Origin of the sequence: Rhodococcus sp. 114MFTsu3.1 (assembly GCF_000383555.1) — a bacterium.
In the GTDB taxonomy this organism is placed as follows: Bacteria; Actinomycetota; Actinomycetes; order Mycobacteriales; family Mycobacteriaceae; genus Rhodococcoides; species Rhodococcoides fascians_E.
In genome coordinates this window covers 131,916-150,919 of record NZ_KB911557.1, presented here as the reverse complement: position 1 = coordinate 150,919, position 19,004 = coordinate 131,916, and the positions used below count along the sequence as shown (strand labels likewise).

Here is a 19,004-nt window from a genome sequence, read left to right as displayed (position 1 = left end):
CGAGAACGGACATCACCGCCATGATCACGCTCGCTTCCCGCCGCGCCGGCATCGCCGCCGCCCTCTGTTCGGTGACGGCCCTCGTCGCAGCAGGCTGCTCCAGCTCCGGCGCCGACGCCACCACCGAGCAGGGCTTTCCCGAAACCATCACGCTGGCAGCCATTCCCGCCGAGAACTCCACCGACCTGCGAGCCAGCTACGACCCGGTGATCGAGCGCCTCCAGCGCGAGACGGGCGCCACCGTCGAGTTCGTCCAAGCCTCGGACTATGCCGGCGTCGTCGAAGGCCTGATCGCCGGCAACGTCGACCTCGCGTTCTTCGGACCGTTCGCCTATGTGGTCGCCGGAATCAACGGTGCCGAGATGACGCCGCTGGGCGCCGTCGTACAGGATGAAGGAACCCCACCCGGATACCAGTCCTACGGAATCACGCGCTCGGACAACGCGTCCGTCAACTCCCTCGCGGATTACGCCGGAAAGAAGGTGTGCTTCGTCGACCCGAGTTCGACATCGGGATTCCTGTACCCGTCCGCGGGTCTCATCGAGGAAGGCGTCGTCGCCTCGGGATCCGAGGGCGACATCTCCGCAGGCGTCACGCCGATCTACGCGGGCGGTCACGACGCATCGGCGCTCGCCGTGAAGGCAGGCGACTGCGACGCCGGATTCGCGTTCGGCACCATGGTCGACCGAACGATGATCGACAACGGCGAACTCGCACCCGGTGAGCTGAAGACGGTGTGGAAGTCCGAGACGATCGCCGGATCCCTGTTCGCAGCCAACAACGACCTCGGCACCGAGGCGATCGACAAGCTGAAAACGATCTTCAGCGAGGGCATGAACTCCGACGCCTTCATCGCCGACGGCATCTGCTCCGAGGAATGCCGCATCACCGACGAAGACGCCTGGGGCGTGGTGCCTGCGCAGGACAGCGACTACGACGGCGTCCGCCACGTCTGCGACGTGACCGGCTCCGAGAAGTGCCAGGGCTGATCATGTCTCCCCTGATCGAGCGCAAGGACATCGTCGTCAGCGCACACGACGTCACCAAGAAGTTCGGGACCACGACCGCCCTGAAGAACGTCAACCTCGACGTCCACCGCGGTGAAATGCTGGTGCTGCTGGGTCTTTCGGGGTCCGGGAAGTCCACGCTGCTGCGCTGCATCAACGGTCTGCATCCCATCACGTCGGGAACCATCACCGCCCTCGACACCCGAGTAGACCTGGCGTCCCGACGGTCGGTGCGCGACCTCCGCAAGAAGGTCGGCTTCATCTTCCAACACTTCAACCTCGTCGGACGTCTGAGTTGCCTCGAGAACGTTCTCGTCGGCGGCCTCGGGCGACTGGTCGTTCCACGCTACGGCGCAGTGACCTATCCCAAAGCGATGCGCGCCGAGGCACTTCGGTGCCTCGACCGCGTCGGACTCGCCGACTACGCCGAGCGTCGCGCCGACACTCTGTCCGGCGGTCAGCAGCAACGCGTCGCCATCGCTCGCACGTTGATGCAGCGGCCGAGCATCGTCCTCGCCGACGAACCCGTCGCGTCGCTCGACCCGGAGAACGCCGGAATCGTCATGGACCTGCTGCAACGAGTCTGCACCGAGGAGAAGCTGACGGTGGTGTGCACCCTGCACCAGGTCGACCTCGCGCTCGGGTGGGCACACCGACTCGTCGGGCTGCGCGACGGCGAAATCGTTCTCGATCGACCGGCCGCAGGTCTGGCACGAGAGGACATTATGCCGATCTACCAGCGGATCGCCCCGGAGGAAGACACACGCTCGGCGGCGAAACGGTGACCGTCACCCTGGAACCGAAAACCGAACCCCCACAGACCGAGTCCCGACGACGGTGGCTTCTGCCGTCACTCGCCGCGATCGCGGTCGTGCTGACGCTCCTGTCCGCCGGCTACATCGATTTCGCACCCGCCGCGCTCGTCGACGGGCTCGAAGACGTGCAGCGGCTGCTCGGCCGAATGCTCCCACCCCGCGTCGACGACACCGGCCGGATCGTCTCGCTCGCCTTCGACACCCTGTTGATGGCAGTGCTCGGCACCGTTCTGGCCGCGATCGTCTCCGTCCCACTGGCGTTCCTCGCGGCACGCAACACGACGCCGCACCCGATCGTCTACAGCGTGGCGCGCGCGATCATCACCTTCTGCCGCGCGATGCCCGACCTGCTGTTCGCCGTCCTGTTCGTCCGTGCTCTCGGAATCGGTGTGTTGCCGGGCATTCTCGCCCTCGCACTGCATTCGATCGGCATGCTCGGCAAGCTGTTCGCCGACGCCATCGAGGAGGCCGACAGTGGACCACGCGAAGCCGTGCGCGCCACCGGCGTCGGCTACGTCCGAGAAATGATCAATGCTGTTGTTGCGCAGGTCGTTCCCGCATGGATCGCAGCGTTCGTCTACCGGATCGACATCAACCTCAGGATGTCCGTCGTGCTGGGATTCGTCGGCGCGGGCGGTATCGGTTTTGCTCTGCAGGACGCCCTGCGCGGGTTGATCTATCCCCGTGCACTCGGCATCGTTCTCGTCATCCTCGCCATCATCGCGGCGATGGAGTTGGCTGCCATCCTTCTGCGGCGAATGCTGCTCGTCCCGTCGGCGGCAGGACCCGCTCGCGATCGCGCCATGAAGATGGGCGCGTCGGCCGTTCTGATCGTCACTACTATTGCGTCCTTCGTCGTCCTGGAGCTCGACCCCAGGTCGCTGTTCACCTGGATCGGTCCGTCGATCGAGGTGTTCGGCCGCATGGTCCCACCGGACTTCTCCTCTCTCGGTGCAGATCTCGTCGACGCCACCGTGCAGACCATCGCGATCGGCATCGTCGCCACCGCCATCGGCATCGTTCTGTCCATCCCGGTCGGCATCCTCGCCGCACGCAACGTCACTCCTCATCCGGTGGTGTACTGGCTGGCCAGATCATGGATCCTACTGGTCCGCGCCGTACCGGAGCTCATTCTTGCGGTCGTGTTCGTCGCAGCCCTCGGCCTGGGCCCGGTCGCCGGCACGTGCGCACTCGCGATCGGCTCCGTCGGGTTCCTCGGAAAACTCGTCGCCGACGCGGTCGAGGAGATCGACTCCGGTCCGCTCGAAGCGGTATCGTCCGTCGGCGGTGGCTGGTGGAACAAGATCGTCAATGCAGTCGTGCCGCAGGCAGTTCCGTCGATCGTCGGATCGAGCCTGTATCTGCTCGACGTCAACATCCGCACCTCCACCATCCTCGGAATCGTCGGTGCAGGCGGAATCGGATTCCTGTTGTTCGAGTCGATACGCACACTCAACTTCGACGTGGCAGGCGCCATCGTCCTCGTCATCTTCGTCGTCGTCTACGCAGTCGAAAGGATTTCCGGATGGATCAGATCACTCCTCGTCTGACGCAGGCAGCGGTATGGACGCCCGACGGCATCGACATACAGACCCTCGAGATCCCGGAACTCGCGCCGGGAGACGTTCTGGTGGAAGTCGCCCTCGCCACCGTGTGTGGGAGCGACCTGCACACGGTGACGGGTCGACGCCCGGCGGCGTGCCCGTCCGTTCTGGGGCACGAGGCCGTCGGGACGGTGGTTGCGGTAGGCGACGACGCGTCGGCCTCGGTCGGTGATCGGGTGGTGTGGTCGGTGACCGTGCCCTGCGGACGATGTGCGCGGTGCGCGTCGGGATTCACCGCGAAGTGCGTCGACGTACGCAAGGTGGGGCACGAATCCGCCGTCGGCGAATGGGCTTTGAGCGGTTCCTACGCGCGGCACATCGTGTTGCCGAAGGGCACCGCAATCGCGCCCGTACCCAAGACGATGCCCGACGCCGTGGCCGCACCCGCGGCATGCGCGACGGCGACCGTGATGGCGGCGCTCCAGGCCGCGGGTGACTTGGCCGGACGACGGGTGTTGATCTACGGCGCGGGAATGCTCGGCATCACCGCAGCTGCCGCGTCGGCTCATCGAGGTGCAGTGAGCGTCTTCGTCGTCGATCACAATCCTCAGCGGCAAAGTCACGCCCGTGCTTTCGGCGCCATCGACGACGACGATCAGTTCGTGGACGTGGCAATCGACTTCACCGGCGCTGCGGCAGCGGTACAAGCCGCGCTCGGAAGACTCGACACCGGTGGACGACTCGTTCTGGCCGGCTCGGTCACCCCCGGCCCACCGATCACCGTCGACCCCGAACGCGTTGTGCGCGGATGGTTGACCATCACCGGCGTGCACAACTACGAGCCGCACCACCTGACCCAGGCCGTCGACTTCCTGCATACGACCGGTGATCGGTACCCGTGGGCCGAACTGGTCGACGCCCCGGTACCCCTCACCGAACTCGCACGCGTCCTCGTCCCGACGCGACCGGGCATACTCCGAGCATCCGTCGCTCCCGGAGCTTCCTGAGGTCGGCGGCGCGGCTCCCGGCGTCGATCGAACGTGTCGGTGCCCGGTGCCAAGATATCGGCATGTCACAACTCGACGACGGATTCACACCGCCGAAGGCCTGTGTTCAGTGGTGCCAGTTGCGCAGCTACGAGTTGCAGGTTCTCGACGACGGGGTCGAGGTGGATCTCGATTGGTGGAACCTGCATCTCCGCAACGCGGGCCATGACATCCGCCTGCGCGGACGCGACCTCGACGGCGCCGTCGTCAGCGACGGTTCGGCCATCGTGCAGCGCAACGATCTACGCGTCGGCACCGCCCTCGTCGTGGGTGATCAGCCGTCGCTCGGCCTGCTGTTCTTGTGCGCGGCATGGCAGGGTGGGCACAGGAACCGCAAATCGAAACGACGTTTTCCCGACGTCCAGAACCCGCACCTCAGCCGGCCGGACGAAGACCCGTTCGCGAAAACCCGGGCCGTCCTGGACCGGTGCATACGAGACCGCATCGTTCCCGAGCTACCAGGCGGCTCGTGGTCCGGCTGGCCGGACACACCCGGTGTTGGGATGTCACTGATGGCCACGTTCCTGTGGGCCACCGAGACGTCCGTCGAGCGCGGCAAGGCTCAGCTCATCGACCAGTACGGCGTCTCGACGCTCATCCACGAGGGGTGGCTGGAGGATCCCGCGGTCACCGGATTCACCCGCAAGCGGTACGAGCGCTACGTCGAACTGCTCACCCGCTGGGCGTCGGACATCGGTACCCGCCCCGAGCTGGTGGAGATGTGGCTCGTCGAACGGTGGAACGCCCGTCGGCGAGAGGCGCGCGAGGGCCGGTACGCCGAGCCAACTCTGTTCTGAAGTCCACCCGCGTCACAGATCGGTCGGTCGAGTGTCGTCGACGTGAATGGAGTTTCCTCCGGCTTTCTTGGCCATGTACATCACGGCGTCGGCCCTGTCGCAGGCACGCCAGAGATCGTCGGCCGACGCGCGGGCCGGCAACTGGGCGACACCGATGCTCACCGTCGTGCTGCCCGCTCGTCTCTTGTCCAGGTGGACGAGGAGCCGCTGTGCCCGCGCGAGCGCCTCGGCGTCATCCGCCTCGACCAGGATCAGAAATTCCTCTCCCCCGATCCGCGCCGACAGTGCAGGCGCAGGGAACTCCGCGTACAGGGTGCTCGCGATGTCTCTGAGCACCATGTCGCCGTGAGCATGTCCGTAGCTGTCGTTGATGCCTTTGAAATCGTCGAGATCGACGATCATCAGGGAACCAGGGCCCCGCACGCGCTCGGCGAACACGGAATCGAACCCACGCCGATTCAACAGACCGGTCAGCGGGTCGTAGAACGCGGACGCAGCATCACGCCGAAGCAACAGCAAAAGCATGTGCGCGAGGATTGGCGCCGAAAACAGCACGAGCGTCAGGACCACGAGGTACGCACACGCCAGCACCACATCGGCATCCGGCGACGTCACCGCTTCGGTGAACAAGATCCCGACCGTGGTGACCGACAGAACTTGATGAGCAACGAACAGCTTCGGGCTGTGGAACGTGACGATGTAACTGCCGATGACGCCGAGGGCTGCAGAACATGGAAGCGCAACGAACGGGTCCTGCAACAGCAGGAGCAAGATCACCCCGCCAACCTCGAGATACGCGACGAACACTCGCGACATCGTCCGCGAAAGCCAGGACCGGCGGAGCCACACCAGGGCGATGACCGTCGCGGTCGCCGCGAGCGAATACGCGATCACCCGCCCGTTCCCCTCTGGCACACCGACAGGCGTGTGCGCCGCCAACACGCAAAGCACTGCATACAGTCCGCACCACGACGACACCGCCCAGTTGGCATTGCGAAGAAGCGGATCCCGTCGGTGATACGCAACGGTCCAGTCGTAGTCGGCGGGGTGATACCACCATCGCAAAAACTGTCGCATCGTCCTCAGGCACGCCCTCTTGCAGATCCCATGGATCACCGCAGCCCGGAACGTTACCGAGCCGACCCCTCGTGCCCGCAGTGACGTGAACCAGTCAACCAGAGTTGTTCGGCATGAGCGACCACGGCGCAATGCACTGAAGGCACGGTGTCGTCACCCCGAGATGACGGTACGTCCGGACTCGACGAAGGACTCCTTCAGGTCGATCACATCGGGGGAAGGATTGCGCTGATTCTGGACCACGCAGTGAGGTCGACCCACGACGGGTTGGCCTGCTGAGGTGACCGGAAAACTTCCAACTCGGGGAAGGCAGTAAGTCGCTCCGCAAGAATGGGTTCGTCGAACAGCGAGATGTCCGTAGGCACCTTCCACTGCTCACCCGGCACCGCAGCACCGGTCAAGCGACCGGCTCCCCACACACCGCGCCGCCGAGGGCCACTGACCCAGAACAGAACCGGGTGGCCCTCGGCCATCAAGCGAGTTCGATAGTTGTCCGCAACGCACCACCATTCGTGTGCCTTGCCCGAGGCAACCATCGGCGCAAGATCGGTGGAAGCGGGATTGCACTTGATCACCCAGGCCCCCAATGTGTCGAGGGTAATCGGGCGCTGGTTCACCGCTACGAGGATAGTTGCCGTCGGGCCCGAAGCCGATTGTGGACGAGGCGCCTGAATCAGTCGCCTACTGAACCGGCGTCTTCTCGAACGCGCTGAACGGCGTGGGACTGTCCACGTGCAGTTCACCATCGGCGATGTGACCGGCGAAAGCCCAGAGGTTGGCCTGGCGCGGAGCGGTGAGTACCGGTCCGTCCTGGATGGTGAAGTCGATCGGGTGCAGTACGTCGGTCTGGAAGTCCGTCAGGTTCAGGGCATGCTCACGGAAGGTGTCGCGGTCGACGGTGTCGAGCTTTCGTGCCTCCTGCGCGAACGTCCATACGGCGAGCCAGTCGGTGCTGACGCTGCCGTCGTGCGGGGTCTTGACCTTGCCCTCGGGGTCGTACTTTGCCAGCTGGTCCTCGTACTCCTTCCAGGTGGCGAACAGCTCCGCGTCCTCACCCTTCTCGAGCGCAACGGAGTTCTCGATGCCGGAATCCGAGATCACCTTGATGGTCGCGTCCTCCATCACGTTGTTGCTCAGCACCAACGGAATCCGCAGGTTCTGCTCCACCGCCGCCTGCAACAGTGCAGTCAGCTTCTCCGGCGTGTAGATCATGCCGCCCCACACATCCGGGTTCGCCGCCTTGATCTTGGCGATCACCGGCGCGTAGTCGGTTGTATCCGGCGCAATCTCGATGATCTCGACGTCGTCGACGCCTGCGTTCTTGTAACCGAGCTTCGCGTTCTCGATGTACGGCGTGTTACCCGCGTAGGCGACGTACACGGCCTTTTTCGGCTTGAAGCGGGTGCCGCCGAGGTAGGTGCCCTGCGCGGCACCGGCGCAGTTGAGTGCTGCGATCATCGAGAGCTCGTTGTCGACGTCGGCTGCCGCGCAGCCCATCGGGAACCAGTTGACGACGCCTGCCTGCTTCCCGATCTCGGCCAGGCCGTCACCGCTGTTGCCACCGATGAACGCGACGACGTTGTCCTCGTTGACGAGCTTGCGCGCACCCGCGATGACATTCGCGGGCTGCCCCTTGGTGTCGTAGACGATGACGTTGAGGTTCTTGCCGTTGATACCACCCTGATCGTTGATCGCCTTCTCGGCGATCTCGGCGACAAGTGCGGGATCCTGGAACGCCGTCGCCGACGACGACAGCGGTGCGATGAACCCGACGTTGATGGTCTCGTCGCTGGATTCATCGTTGCCGGAGCATCCGGCGGCGAGGAGAGAGAGCGCGGATACGGCGATGATGCCCGCGCGGAACTTGACTGTGAACATGGTTGTCCTTCTGGCTATGGATGGAGATAGGTCTGTTCGACGTGGTCGGTTGCGCTGACGAGTTCGTCTCGGTCGAGTTCGAGAACTGTTCGGCCGTCAGCCAATACGAGGGTTCGATCGGCGATCGCGACGGCAGTCTCGACATGTTGTTCGACGACCACCACGCTGATGTTGCGCCGCTTCGCCTGCTCGCCGACCACTCGGGCGATGAGAGTGCGCACGGCAGGACTCAGTCCGAAGGTGAGTTCGTCCAGAAGTACGACGCGCACGTCGCGCAACAACGCCCGACCGACGGCCGCCAGCTGCTGCTGACCACCACTCAGGCTGCCTGCCAACACGTTCCGACGGGGCTCCAACTGCGGGAACAGGTCGAAGAACTCACCCTCGTCGATGTGAGCGAGCGCGAGATTGTCGGCGAGGGTGAGGCTGCCGAACAGCGACCGTCCCTTGACGACAAGGCTGATGTGTTCCTTGCATCGCCGGTAAGGAGTACCCGTCAGCGCGTCCCCGTCCACCGCGACCGTGCCCGACTGCGGTGCGACGAAGCCGGAAATCCCGAGCAATGCACTCGACTTGCCCGCACCGTTCTTCCCGATGACGCAGACCACTTCACCTGGTTCGACGCTCAGGTCGAAGTCCCACAATCCGGATCCGTTGCCGTAGTCGACCGTCAACCCGTCGACGCGCAGGCCTGCAGTGGAAATTGCTGTGGTCATGCTGAAACCCCCTCCGGCAGCGCCGACTCGTCCTCACCGAAGTAGATGGAGCGCACCGTCGGATGTTCGAGAATCTCGGCGGTGACACCGTGGGCGATGACGGCACCTGCTTCGAGAACGTAGATGTCGTCGCAGACATCGGTGACGACATCTAGATTGTGTTCGACCAGCAGAATCGACGTATCGGTGGTGTCGCGGATGTCCTTGATGGTGTCGACGACGCGCCGTCGGGCATCGAGACTCAACGCCGCGGCGGGCTCGTCGAGCAGCAGAACCGAGGGGTCCTGCACTGCGGCGCGGGCGAGATTGACCCGCGCATGCCAACCCAGCGACAACTCCTCGACCCTCTTGTATCTGATGGCGTCGAGGCCGTGCGCAATCAGTAGTGCATCAACTCGTGCGAGAGCGGCACGGGCCGGGCGCCCGAACCGAACCAGGCTCTCGGCGACGGATTTGCGCCCACGTACCTCGGCCGCGGAAAGCAAGTTCTCCTCGACGGTCAGATCCTCGAACAGCAGATAGTCCTGAAACGTCCGGCTGATACCGTGACGCGCCCGCGCCGGCGCGCTGGCGTGCGTCAGATCGCGATCCCCCACCTCGATGGTTCCCGACGTGATCCGCTGGTAGCCGGTTATGGCGTCGATCGCGGTGCTCTTGCCTGCTCCGTTGGCACCGAGGAGTCCGACGATGCGGCCCGGCGAGACCGTCATCGACACGGAGTCGAGGATGCGATGGCCGTCGATCTCGACCGAGAGGTCACGAACGCTCAGCTGTGGCATGTGCCTTCTCCTTCGCTACGGGTGTCGAGGCAGACGGACGCAGTCTCCGGAACACTGCGCCTCGAAGCCGCAGGAACTGACCGACAACACCGTCGGGTTCCGTGGTCAGGACCAGAATCATGTTGGCCGCGAAGAACAGCGACAGCCAGTCGTTGATGTCGGGGGTGAAGGACAGGATCGACGCCAACAGTCCCCCTGGTGCGAACAATCCGGCGAGCACAGCGCCCGCCAGGTGACCGGTTCCGGCCAGGATGGTGAACGCGATCAACGCCAAGGAGTCACTGTAGGTGAAGCCTTCCAGCGTGATCTGGCCCTTCGAGATGAACCCGCGCTGTATCGCGAGAAGGATTCCCGCCAGTCCCCACAACGTGCCGGACAACAGGATCGACGTGAATTTCGCTCGCACAGCGTTGATTCCGAGCGCCGCAGGCAGCCGCTCGTCCTGCCGAACGGAGAGCAGGTAGCGGCCGACGGACGAGCGTCGGACATTGGCGACCGCGATCAGCCCCACGATCAGGACGGTCCACGCCAGCACCGCAAAGTTCTGCGGTTCGAGAATGTTGCTGACCGAGATACCGAACAGGGAAGTGTCACCGATCGCCCACCCGGTGTTCCCGTTGAAGAAGTAGTCGACGGAGAACACCATCGTCTGCACGATCGATGCGATCGCGAGGGATCCGATGGTGACCTCGTAGATCCGCGCACGCACGAACACGATCGACGACGCCGCCGCGAACGCCAGCGACACTGCCAACGCCGCTGCCGCCGACACCGGTAGCGACGCACCTTGCGAACTGACTGCCCCGAACACCAGCATCGAAATACCCGCGAACGTAAGCGGAAGTGCATTGACCTGACCGGTGAATCCCGTCGAGACGACGATGCCCAACGCAACGAGGCCGAAAATGGCCGTCAGGCTCAACGCGTCGACGGTCGAGCCACTGCCGAACGAAATCAGTGCCACGACCACAGCGACGCCGACGGCGACGTGGACCGGCCTGATGCGACCGGATCCCACATGGAACACCGCCTTGACCTCGCGAGTACCCCGGCTCATGTCGGTACGCGCGAAGGCGATGAGGACGGCGAGGGCGATGATGTGCGGGACAGCGCGTGCGAGTTGGGCGTCGATCAGCCCGGTGACGAGTCCTTCCAGTACACCGGCGCCGATGGCGAAACCGAACGCGACCCAGAAGCGTCGGAACTTCGCGGCCAGTGCAGCGCCGAGCGCGGGAACCAGCAGCGTGGCCGCCGACGTCGGCGACAACTGAGTGATCGGGAGGACGAGGACGCTACCGGCGGCCGACAGCACGCCGGCGAGTCCCCACGCCGCCGAACCCCACTTGCGAGGATCGATACCGATCGACTGTGCACCGAGGTCGGTGTCCTGGATGGCCATGGTGATCAACCCGAAGCGAGTGCGCGTGAACAACGCATGCAGCGCGATCGTCGCAATCAGTGCTGTGGCACCGAGAAGCAGGCTGATGTTCTGGACGCGCACTCCCCCGATCTCGAATCCGCCACTGACCAGGAATGGGTTGATGGTGATCTGGTGATTGGTCCATGCGATGCGCACAATCGCTTCGAGAACAAGCAGCAGACCGAGCGTGATCAAGATTTTCGTGACGACGGGTGCGTGGGCGAGACGCTTGCCGACAACCGCGAAGAACACGATGCCGATCGCGCCGCTGACCACGACGCCGAGCACGATGGCCAGGGGTAGAGGTACTCCCGCCTCGTACAGTTTCCAGAACGAGTATGCGCCGAACGTGCCGAGCGCGCCCTGCGCGAAATTGATGACGCCGGTTCCGCGGTAGGCCGCAATGAGACCCAGCGCGACGAGCGCGTAGGCGCCGCCGGTCGACAGACCGAGCGAAGCGTAGGTGAGGAAGTCCACGGCTCAGCGCTTCCTGTCTCGGAGGTCGATACCGCTGAGCCACTCACGGAACGGCGAGGTGCCGTTGAGTTCGAAGTCGCCGATGCTGGCCAATCGGTACGGCGTCGGGTTGTGGTTCGACAGCGTGCGGGCATTGCGCCAGTGCCGGTCCCAGCCCTTCTCGACACTCAGCGCGGACGCACCGCCGACGTCGAACAATCGTGTCACTGCCTTCAACACCGTCTCGATGACGGTGACCTGCGCCCGGTAGATCTCGATTTCCGTCGCGTCCTCCAGAGCACTGCTGCTCGCGCCCGAGCGGATGGCACGGCTGTGCGCGTCGAGCGTCCGGGCCGAGTGCCGAACCAGCGTCTCCGCGAGGTGGTTGGCTGCACTGACTTCGCCGATCACCGTCTGGATCAACGAGTCCTCGCGCGGCAGCACTCCCGCGCCCTGACTGAAGAAGCGGGTGCGCGAACGGACATAGTCGACGGCGTCCGCATGCGCGGCGCGGCTGATGCCTGCCAGTGCGATCAGATGCCAGAACTGTGCGACCGACGTTCCGTAGCTACCGAGCGCGACGTCGTGTGGGAGTTGAGGAGTATCGGTGATATCGACTTCCTCGAATACCGTTGTGCCACTGGCGGTGAGCTTCTGGCCGAATCCGTGCCAGTCGTCGACGAGAGTGACGCCCTCTGCTCCGGCAGGAACAACGGCCTGCTCGACGCTGTGCTTACCCTCCCCTGTCGTGAGAATCCAATCGGCGTAGAGGGATCCGGTGCTGTAGAACTTCTTGCCCGTGACCGTGCGCCGGCCGGACGCGTCGGTCGAGATACGCGTCGAGAAGTGAGTCTGGTTCTGCGCGTTCTGCTCTGTATAGGCCCCGCCGAAGATGCCGCCGTCGGCGATGCGTCGCAACCACGCCGTCCGGTCGTCGGACTCGGCCGCATGGATCAGTCCTTCGGTGAAGATGAAGTGCGTACGCAGGAGCTGGACCACGTTGGAATCCGCGGCGGCCAAGTCGAGAACAAGTTCGGTGAGCTCGGGAAAGGACAGGCCGTAGCCACCGAACTCGGAGGGAACGCGCAGGGCGCCGAAGCCAGACACAGCGAGCTCACGAACGAGGTCGTAGGGCAGTTCCCGGTTGCGGTCACGGTCGACAGCGGTCGCGGCGATGGACGCGACAACAGCGGAGATCTTCTCGCGAAGCGATGTGTCGTCGAGAGTAGCGGTCATGGATGTGGCTCCGATTCGAAGATGATGCTCTACAAAGAGGCAGGCAGGTCGGCGCCGATGCGCAGTGTCCGTGCGCGGTGGTCGTCGCCGAGATGGTCGCCGCGCCCGAACAGCTTCTCGCGCAGGGTGCCCGGCGCGTATTCGCGCTGCGCGAGACCCCGGTCCTGCAGTACGGGCACGACGTGGTCGACCCACTCGTCCCACCAGCCGAGAGTCGTGATGGGGACGACGTTGAAGCCGTCGACGCCTGCGTTCGCCCATTCCTGCACGTGGTCGGCGATCTGCTCGGGCGTGCCTGCGAAGCGGCCCGGCAGAAGGGACTGGTCGACGAGGTATTCGCGCCACGTGACACGGGCATCCGGATTTTCTTGTGCATCGGCGGCTGCACGAAAGAGTGACTGCACATGATTACCGAGCTGCGCACGACCGGCGAGCTCGGACAGAGGGGTATCGGGGTCGATCGAAGAGAGGTCGATGCCGGAGTTTCCACTCCAGAATGCCTGCAGCGCATCGAAATCGATGTTCGAGCGGAAATAGTCCTTCTTGCGCTGCGCTTCCTCCTCGGTGGATCCGATGACAGTGGAAAGCAGAACGATCTTCTTGAGCGACGACGGCGCCCGGCCGATGGATCGGAGCTCGTCGTCGAGGACTGCGATGTCACGCACAGCCGACGCGGGATTGTTCGACGGCAGGAAGGTCACTTCGGCGTTGGTTGCGGCGAAAGCGCGCCCAGCAGTCGAATTCCCGGCCTGGAACAGCACCGGGGTGCGCTGCGGGGACGGCTCGACGATGTGCGGTCCCTGCACCTTGTATCGCTTGCCGACGTGGTCGATGGTGTGAATCTTGTCGGGGTCGAAGAACTCCCCTGTCTCGTGATTGTGAACAACGGCGCCGTCCTCCCAGGAGTGCTCCCACAGCTTGTAGGTGACGTCGACGTACTCCTGCGCCCACTCGTAGCGATCGTCGTGGCCGACGATCTCGTCGTACCCGTAATTGCGGAAGCCGTTGCTGAGGTAGGACGTCACGATGTTCCACGCGACACGGCCGTCGGTGAAGTGGTCGAGCGAGGACAACTGACGCGCGAACGAGAACGGGTGCGACTGAATGATGTTGCTGGTCACTGCGATACCGAGATGCTCGGTGACGTGTCCGAGGGCGGAGACGATGGTGACGGGATCGTTCTCGGGGAACTGCGACCCGGCTCTGATCGTCGTCGATCCGTCTCCGAAGTCGAGATCGTAGACGCCGACGACATCGGCGATGAAGAGCGTGTCGATCTTTCCACGCTCGAGCGTCTTCACCACATCGATGTAGGGCTGCAGATCCTTGTAGCCGTACTGAACACGACCTTCGGGCGTACGCCAGTAGCCGTGACTGTGATGGTTGGGGGTCAGGTGCAGGAACGCGTTGTAGACGAGCGGTCTGGTCATCACACAGATCTTTCTTGTGGGCCGTTCAGTAGTGCGGCCCTAAATTCGAGAAGGACACGCGTCGATGTGGGGAACATTGGCACCACCGAAAATTAAAGTCAAACTTTTGAAGTCGTCGATAAACAGCGTCTCGATTCGACCGGCACTTAAATTCATCGTGGTTTTAAACCGGGCCAGATCATCGCCCACACAGGCTCCCACGACGCCGTTCCAGGTGTGACGCACTTCACCGACAGTTCGCCTACGCTGACGCCGGTACTTTCTGGACCTGGGTTGACACCGATATTTCAACGATGGCAAAGTCCGCCACGCGCCATTCGACGCCACACCCTTCGGCTGTTCCGGTCTCCACGACACCACCGCGCACTCATCGACCCCGTCAGGACATCGCATGACCATCGACACAGCATTGCCCATCGGCCGAGTTACTCGCCTGAAGAATTCCCAGGAGGCCATCTCCGCTGCCGAGGAACTCGCCGCATTCTTCCGAGAATCGGCAGACCGGCTCGACCGGTCGAGGGAACTCCCGATCGAGGAACTGACAGCACTGGCCGAGAGCGGACTACTCGGCATTCGGGTTCCCCGCGAATTCGGTGGCGCCGGCGTTTCCTACGAGACGGTAGTCCGCGTGTTCGTCATCCTGTCGAAAGCGAGCGGTTCGCTGGGCCAGTTGCCGCAGAACCACTTTCACCTGATCGACTCGATCTTCATCGACGGTACCGTCGACCAGAAGCAGTTCTTCGCCGAGGAGATCCTGGCGGGTCGACGCTTCGGCAATGCCCTGAGCGAGCGCGGATCGAAGCCGGTCCTGTCCCCGCCGGACACGACACTCACCGAGACCGGCAGCGGCTCAGTGGTTCTCGACGGCGACAAGTACTACTCGACGGGAGCGCTCACCGCGCACTGGATTCCGGTGCTCGCATCGACCCTGGACGGACAGTTCTCCCTGACCTTCGTCCCGCGGCACGCCGACGGCCTGACCATCGTCAACGACTGGGATGCCATGGGGCAACGAAGCACCCACAGTGGAACCGTTCACCTGCGCGGCGTCGAGGTTCCTGAACTCTACTCGCTCAAACCATTCGACGGATTCCACCGCCCGGATACGTTCTCACCGTATGCATCCATCATCCATGCTGCCGTCGACGTCGGAATCGGATTCGGCGTCCTGGAACGCGGAATCGAACTGATCCGCACGATCGCGCGACCCTGGCGGACAGCCAACGTCGACCACGCTATCGACGACCCACTCACGGCATACCGACTCGGTAAACTCGCCACCGGCGTGCAGGCTGCCGAACAGTTGCTCTACGAAGCCGCGCGTCGATTGGACCACGCCGACGAACTCCGCACCGCGGACCAATACGAACTTGCGGCAGTGTCAGTCGCGCAGGCGAGCGCGTTCGCGAGCGAGAACTCGGAGCGACTGGCCAGCGAGTTGTTCGAATTCATCGGTGCACGTTCCACTTCCGATTCGCTGAACTTCCATCGCTACTGGCGTGATGTTCGGACGCACAGCACCCACGACCCTGCGCGATGGAAGTACCACCGTGCAGGCGCATGGCTGCTGGGCACAGATAGGTGATGCTGTCAGACGATCTCTACGACGCTGGTCACCGGCGTCGGCCGACTGATCGTGCCGGCCACCGGCGATCCGGCTACCGTTCGGTCCCACAACGCGCGCAGGGTCGCGTCGTCGGCGTCACCTGCGATGACAGCGTGGACTTCCATGGATCGGTACCCGGCCGAGCCGTTCTCGTCCAGACCTGCCCACCGCAGAATGTTGTCGAACGTGCCGGTGATCGTGACATCGAGACGGTCGAGCCGAATCCCCTGAACGGTCGCGTGCATGACAGCACCCGCGATGAGGCAACCGCTCAGCGAGGACAGGAGATATTCGTGGGGCGTCGGGGCTCCGTCCTTACCCGCCAGATCGGCGGGCTCGTCGAATTCGATGGTGTGTCCGCGTGCGGAACTGGTGCTCTGGAACCCGTCGGACCACGACGATTCCACCGTCCACGGACCGCTCATCTCCTCGACTCGGCGCGCGTCGAACAGCAGTTCTCGCAGCGCAGAGGCGTGTTCGGGGTCGATTCCGTTGAGTGGCGTCGAACCAATGTCCATATCGAAACTGTACGGTTAGGCCGTGCTGGTGCAAAACACCTGTAGGCCCCTGGGGCCGGTGCCACAGTGAGCCGGAGAATTCGGATAGGCATCGGGCCCGTCGACGGCCGAAGCCCCCGATACGGCATCGACCAACTCGACACCGTGCTCGACGGGATGTGGTGGGGAGACAACGTCCTGTGGGTCGTCGACGACGGTCTTTCGAGTGTCGACGTGGTGCTCGCGGGTGTGATCGCGCTCGCCGACGGCCGCGACGTCTCGGATCGCGGCTTCTCCCGTGGCGCCTTCGACCTGCGGGACCACGCCTCCATGGGAGCGGTCGCCGACACCGCGTGCACGGTCGTCCGCGAGGGAAAAACGGCGCTGTGGATATGTCCACGGTCCTCGGTGCCTCCTGCGCTCCGCGAACTGGCACAGGTGATCGTCGACCAGAACTCGACCCACCTTCGAGTCGAGCGCGCAGACGGACGCCGAAGCCAAGTTGTCGGAACGGAAATGCCGTACGCAGTCGACGACGGCATCGCCACGGTCGGCCCGCCGTCCACGGTGTCGCGGCTCGGCGCGGGGCTTCGATCGATCCGCAAACAACGCGGATGGAGTCAAGCCGACGTCGGAGCGATGATCGGGGTATCGGGCAGCGCCATCTCGCAGACCGAGCGTGGCACCCAGTCACTGTCACTCGACACCGCCGTCGAATTGGCCGAACGCCTTGGTGTTTCGATAGATCATCTCGTACACGGGGCGGATCGATCGTACGAGCTCAGCAGGCCCGCCTCGTTCGGGCGTGGTCAATCGCGCCTGGCACCGAGCAGTCCACAACATTTTCGCATCGTCGCCTTTGCAACCATGTCCCTGAGTTCGTCCTCGACCGGTTCCGTGTCGATATGCATTGGTTCCGGCGTCGTCAAGCTGGAGCTGGCCGACGATTCAATCGTTCTGGGTCCCGGGGACGTGGTCAGGACAACAGGTTCGGAACTACGTGCGTGTCGTAATCTCTCTGCGCACCCAGCGTTGATCTTTCAGGTCAACGAGCACTCATGAGCTGGTCGAAGCCCGAATAGCTGTCGCCACCTTGACCGGCGCCTTCGGCTGGGGACAGTGCCCGCTGCCGTCGAGTTCGACCACATGCACGAGGCAACCGTGTCCACGGGATGTCGAGGACGTGTTTGCCGGACACGGGGTCGGCCGGGCCCCAGATGAGATAACGTGGCCGGCTTGACAAACCAACACCTATCGCTGATAGTTTTCCTATCGACGATAGGAGGTTCTGGTGCCGGACGGAAAGAACGACCCCCGCCGCGCCAGGCGAGAAGCCAAAATCTCTGCAATCCTCACCGAGGCGTGGCAACTTGCCGAGCGCGACGGGTTGGCGGTGATCTCGTTGCGAGAGTTGGCCGCCCGCGTCGACCTGCGGCAGCCGTCTTTGTACGTGTATTTCGCTTCCAAGCTCGACCTGTACGACGCCATGTTCGCCGACGGGTACCGCCAGCTCATCGACTACCTGAACAGTCAGCCGATGCCGACCGAGCCACGAGCAGCGCTCGAGCAATTCGTGGTCGAAAACGTACGGTTCTCGAGCAAGAACCCGATCGTGCACCAAATGCTCTTTCAACGCACTATCCCTGGCTTCGCACCCTCACCTGCATCCTGGGAGGTTGCCCTCGAATTCTACGGCCGAGCCAGCGAGGTCCTCGCCTGTGTCGGTGCTGACGATCAGGCCGACATCGACATCTTCAGCTCGCTGATCGCCGGCCTGTGTGATCAGCAGATAGCCAACGATCCAGGTGGTGACCGATGGGTGCAGCACGTGCCGCGCGTGGTCGCAATGTTTCTCACCGGTGCAGTTCATCCGGCTCCATGATCGAGCTTTTCCTCTGCCTATGACATGCCCAGAGAGGCCTACCATGACTCTTCCCACGTTCATCGACGTCGCCGCGATCCCACGGATCGAACATCGCGAAGCCATGCAGATCACTTCGGTCGAAAGCGACAAGTTCGCCGCTGCTCTACGCGCACTGCGCACAGACGATTGGAGCAAGCCCACCGTATGTCAGATGTGGGACGTGCACGCCGTCGCGGCTCACATCGTCGGATCGGCTGCCGGCCAGGCATCTCCGCGCGAATTCGTCCGACAGGTCCGCACTGGCAAGCCCCTTGTCGCCGAGATCGGCGGGGAGTTCTGGTGGGACGGCATGAACGAGCTGCAGGTACGTGAGCGGGCCACCAGCTCGCCCGATGAACTGATCGCGGAATGGGACACACTCGCCCCGGCTGCGCTGAAGTCACGTTCGAAGCTACCCCGCCCGATCGCCAAACTGCCCTTGCTGAATCTTCCTGAGCCAGTCGGACGTCAGCCGATCGCGTACCTTTTCGACGTCGGATTCACCCGCGACGTCTGGATGCACCGGGTGGACATCACACGCGCCGCCGGCACGGAGCTCGACATCGACGCTGCGCACGACGGACGTCTCGTCGCCGATATCGTCGCAGAATGGGCCGGCACACACGGCCAACCGTTCGACCTCACCCTGACCGGTCCGGCCGGCGGTTCGTACCGCGCAGGGTCGGGCGGAGAGGCAGTCGAGATCGACGCCGTCGAATTCTGCTCGCTCTTGTCCGGACGCGGTGAGGCAACGGGGTTGCTCAGCCACCCACTCCCCCTCTGACCTTCGGGCGCGA

At 63.9% G+C, this 19,004-nt stretch carries 18 protein-coding genes; 9 read left to right on the top strand and 9 right to left on the bottom strand.

What is annotated here, in order from left to right:
- Positions 1–20 precede the first annotated feature (20 nt).
- The 5 genes from H292_RS0122165 to H292_RS0122145 all read left to right on the top strand — a co-directional run bounded on the left by H292_RS0122165 (position 21) and on the right by H292_RS0122145 (position 5,209).
- Positions 21–989 carry a phosphate/phosphite/phosphonate ABC transporter substrate-binding protein gene (locus tag H292_RS0122165; protein ID WP_020112781.1) on the top strand — a complete coding sequence of 323 codons (969 nt, stop codon included), beginning with the start codon at positions 21–23 and terminating at the stop codon, positions 987–989.
- Positions 990–991: 2 nt separating this feature from the next.
- The gene (phnC, locus tag H292_RS0122160; protein WP_027498981.1) at positions 992–1,792 is read left to right on the top strand and encodes a phosphonate ABC transporter ATP-binding protein; all 801 of its coding nucleotides are present in this window, start codon (positions 992–994) and stop codon (positions 1,790–1,792) included.
- Entirely contained in the window at positions 1,789–3,372 is a 1,584-nt protein-coding gene (gene phnE / locus H292_RS0122155; protein WP_020112779.1) for a phosphonate ABC transporter, permease protein PhnE, read from the top strand. The genes phnC and phnE overlap by 4 nt, the downstream gene beginning before the upstream one ends.
- Positions 3,348–4,373 (top strand): zinc-binding dehydrogenase, encoded by a 1,026-nt coding sequence (locus H292_RS0122150; protein ID WP_020112778.1) that lies wholly within the window; start codon positions 3,348–3,350, stop codon positions 4,371–4,373. The genes phnE and H292_RS0122150 overlap by 25 nt, the downstream gene beginning before the upstream one ends.
- Positions 4,374–4,435: 62 nt before the next feature.
- Entirely contained in the window at positions 4,436–5,209 is a 774-nt protein-coding gene (locus H292_RS0122145; protein ID WP_020112777.1) for an 8-oxoguanine DNA glycosylase OGG fold protein, read from the top strand.
- A gap of 12 nt (positions 5,210–5,221) precedes the next feature.
- On the opposite strand, the gene H292_RS0122140 is transcribed toward H292_RS0122145, so the two are convergent.
- The 8 genes from H292_RS0122140 to H292_RS0122105 form a co-directional block, all read right to left on the bottom strand.
- The gene (locus H292_RS0122140) at positions 5,222–6,103 is read right to left on the bottom strand and encodes a GGDEF domain-containing protein (protein ID WP_020112776.1); all 882 of its coding nucleotides are present in this window, start codon (positions 6,101–6,103) and stop codon (positions 5,222–5,224) included.
- A 389-nt stretch (positions 6,104–6,492) separates the two neighbouring features.
- The gene (locus H292_RS0122135; protein WP_027498979.1) at positions 6,493–6,903 is read right to left on the bottom strand and encodes a hypothetical protein; all 411 of its coding nucleotides are present in this window, start codon (positions 6,901–6,903) and stop codon (positions 6,493–6,495) included.
- Positions 6,904–6,967: 64 nt separating this feature from the next.
- Positions 6,968–8,164, bottom strand: coding sequence for an ABC transporter substrate-binding protein (locus H292_RS0122130; RefSeq protein ID WP_020112774.1), 1,197 nt, complete (start codon positions 8,162–8,164; stop codon positions 6,968–6,970).
- 14 nt (positions 8,165–8,178) lie between these two features.
- Entirely contained in the window at positions 8,179–8,880 is a 702-nt protein-coding gene (locus tag H292_RS0122125) for an ABC transporter ATP-binding protein (protein ID WP_020112773.1), read from the bottom strand.
- The gene (locus H292_RS0122120) at positions 8,877–9,659 is read right to left on the bottom strand and encodes an ABC transporter ATP-binding protein (protein ID WP_020112772.1); all 783 of its coding nucleotides are present in this window, start codon (positions 9,657–9,659) and stop codon (positions 8,877–8,879) included. The genes H292_RS0122125 and H292_RS0122120 overlap by 4 nt, the downstream gene beginning before the upstream one ends.
- The gene (locus H292_RS0122115; RefSeq protein ID WP_020112771.1) at positions 9,637–11,556 is read right to left on the bottom strand and encodes an ABC transporter permease; all 1,920 of its coding nucleotides are present in this window, start codon (positions 11,554–11,556) and stop codon (positions 9,637–9,639) included. Before H292_RS0122115 ends, H292_RS0122120 begins: the two co-directional genes overlap by 23 nt.
- Positions 11,557–11,559: 3 nt before the next feature.
- Positions 11,560–12,771: an acyl-CoA dehydrogenase family protein gene (locus H292_RS27330; RefSeq protein ID WP_020112770.1), complete on the bottom strand. Its 1,212-nt coding sequence runs from the start codon at positions 12,769–12,771 to the stop codon at positions 11,560–11,562.
- Between the two features lie 29 nt (positions 12,772–12,800).
- A complete protein-coding gene (locus H292_RS0122105; protein ID WP_020112769.1) occupies positions 12,801–14,201 on the bottom strand; it encodes an NtaA/DmoA family FMN-dependent monooxygenase in 1,401 nt (466 codons plus the stop codon).
- A 391-nt stretch (positions 14,202–14,592) separates the two neighbouring features.
- Between H292_RS0122105 and H292_RS27325 the strand changes: the two genes are divergently transcribed.
- A complete protein-coding gene (locus H292_RS27325; protein ID WP_020112768.1) occupies positions 14,593–15,786 on the top strand; it encodes an acyl-CoA dehydrogenase family protein in 1,194 nt (397 codons plus the stop codon).
- A 5-nt stretch (positions 15,787–15,791) separates the two neighbouring features.
- Here the strand turns inward: H292_RS27325 and H292_RS0122095 are convergent, their stop codons facing one another.
- On the bottom strand, positions 15,792–16,325 hold the full coding sequence (locus tag H292_RS0122095) for an OsmC family protein (protein ID WP_020112767.1): 534 nt from the start codon (positions 16,323–16,325) through the stop codon (positions 15,792–15,794).
- A gap of 66 nt (positions 16,326–16,391) precedes the next feature.
- On the opposite strand from H292_RS0122095, the gene H292_RS27320 reads away from it, so the two are divergent.
- The 3 genes from H292_RS27320 (at position 16,392) to H292_RS0122080 (ending at position 18,991) form a co-directional block, all read left to right on the top strand.
- A complete protein-coding gene (locus H292_RS27320; protein WP_155949806.1) occupies positions 16,392–17,366 on the top strand; it encodes a helix-turn-helix domain-containing protein in 975 nt (324 codons plus the stop codon).
- A 229-nt stretch (positions 17,367–17,595) separates the two neighbouring features.
- Entirely contained in the window at positions 17,596–18,186 is a 591-nt protein-coding gene (locus tag H292_RS0122085) for a TetR/AcrR family transcriptional regulator (protein WP_020112765.1), read from the top strand.
- Positions 18,187–18,229: 43 nt separating this feature from the next.
- Positions 18,230–18,991, top strand: coding sequence for a maleylpyruvate isomerase family mycothiol-dependent enzyme (locus tag H292_RS0122080; protein ID WP_020112764.1), 762 nt, complete (start codon positions 18,230–18,232; stop codon positions 18,989–18,991).
- Positions 18,992–19,004 lie beyond the last annotated feature (13 nt).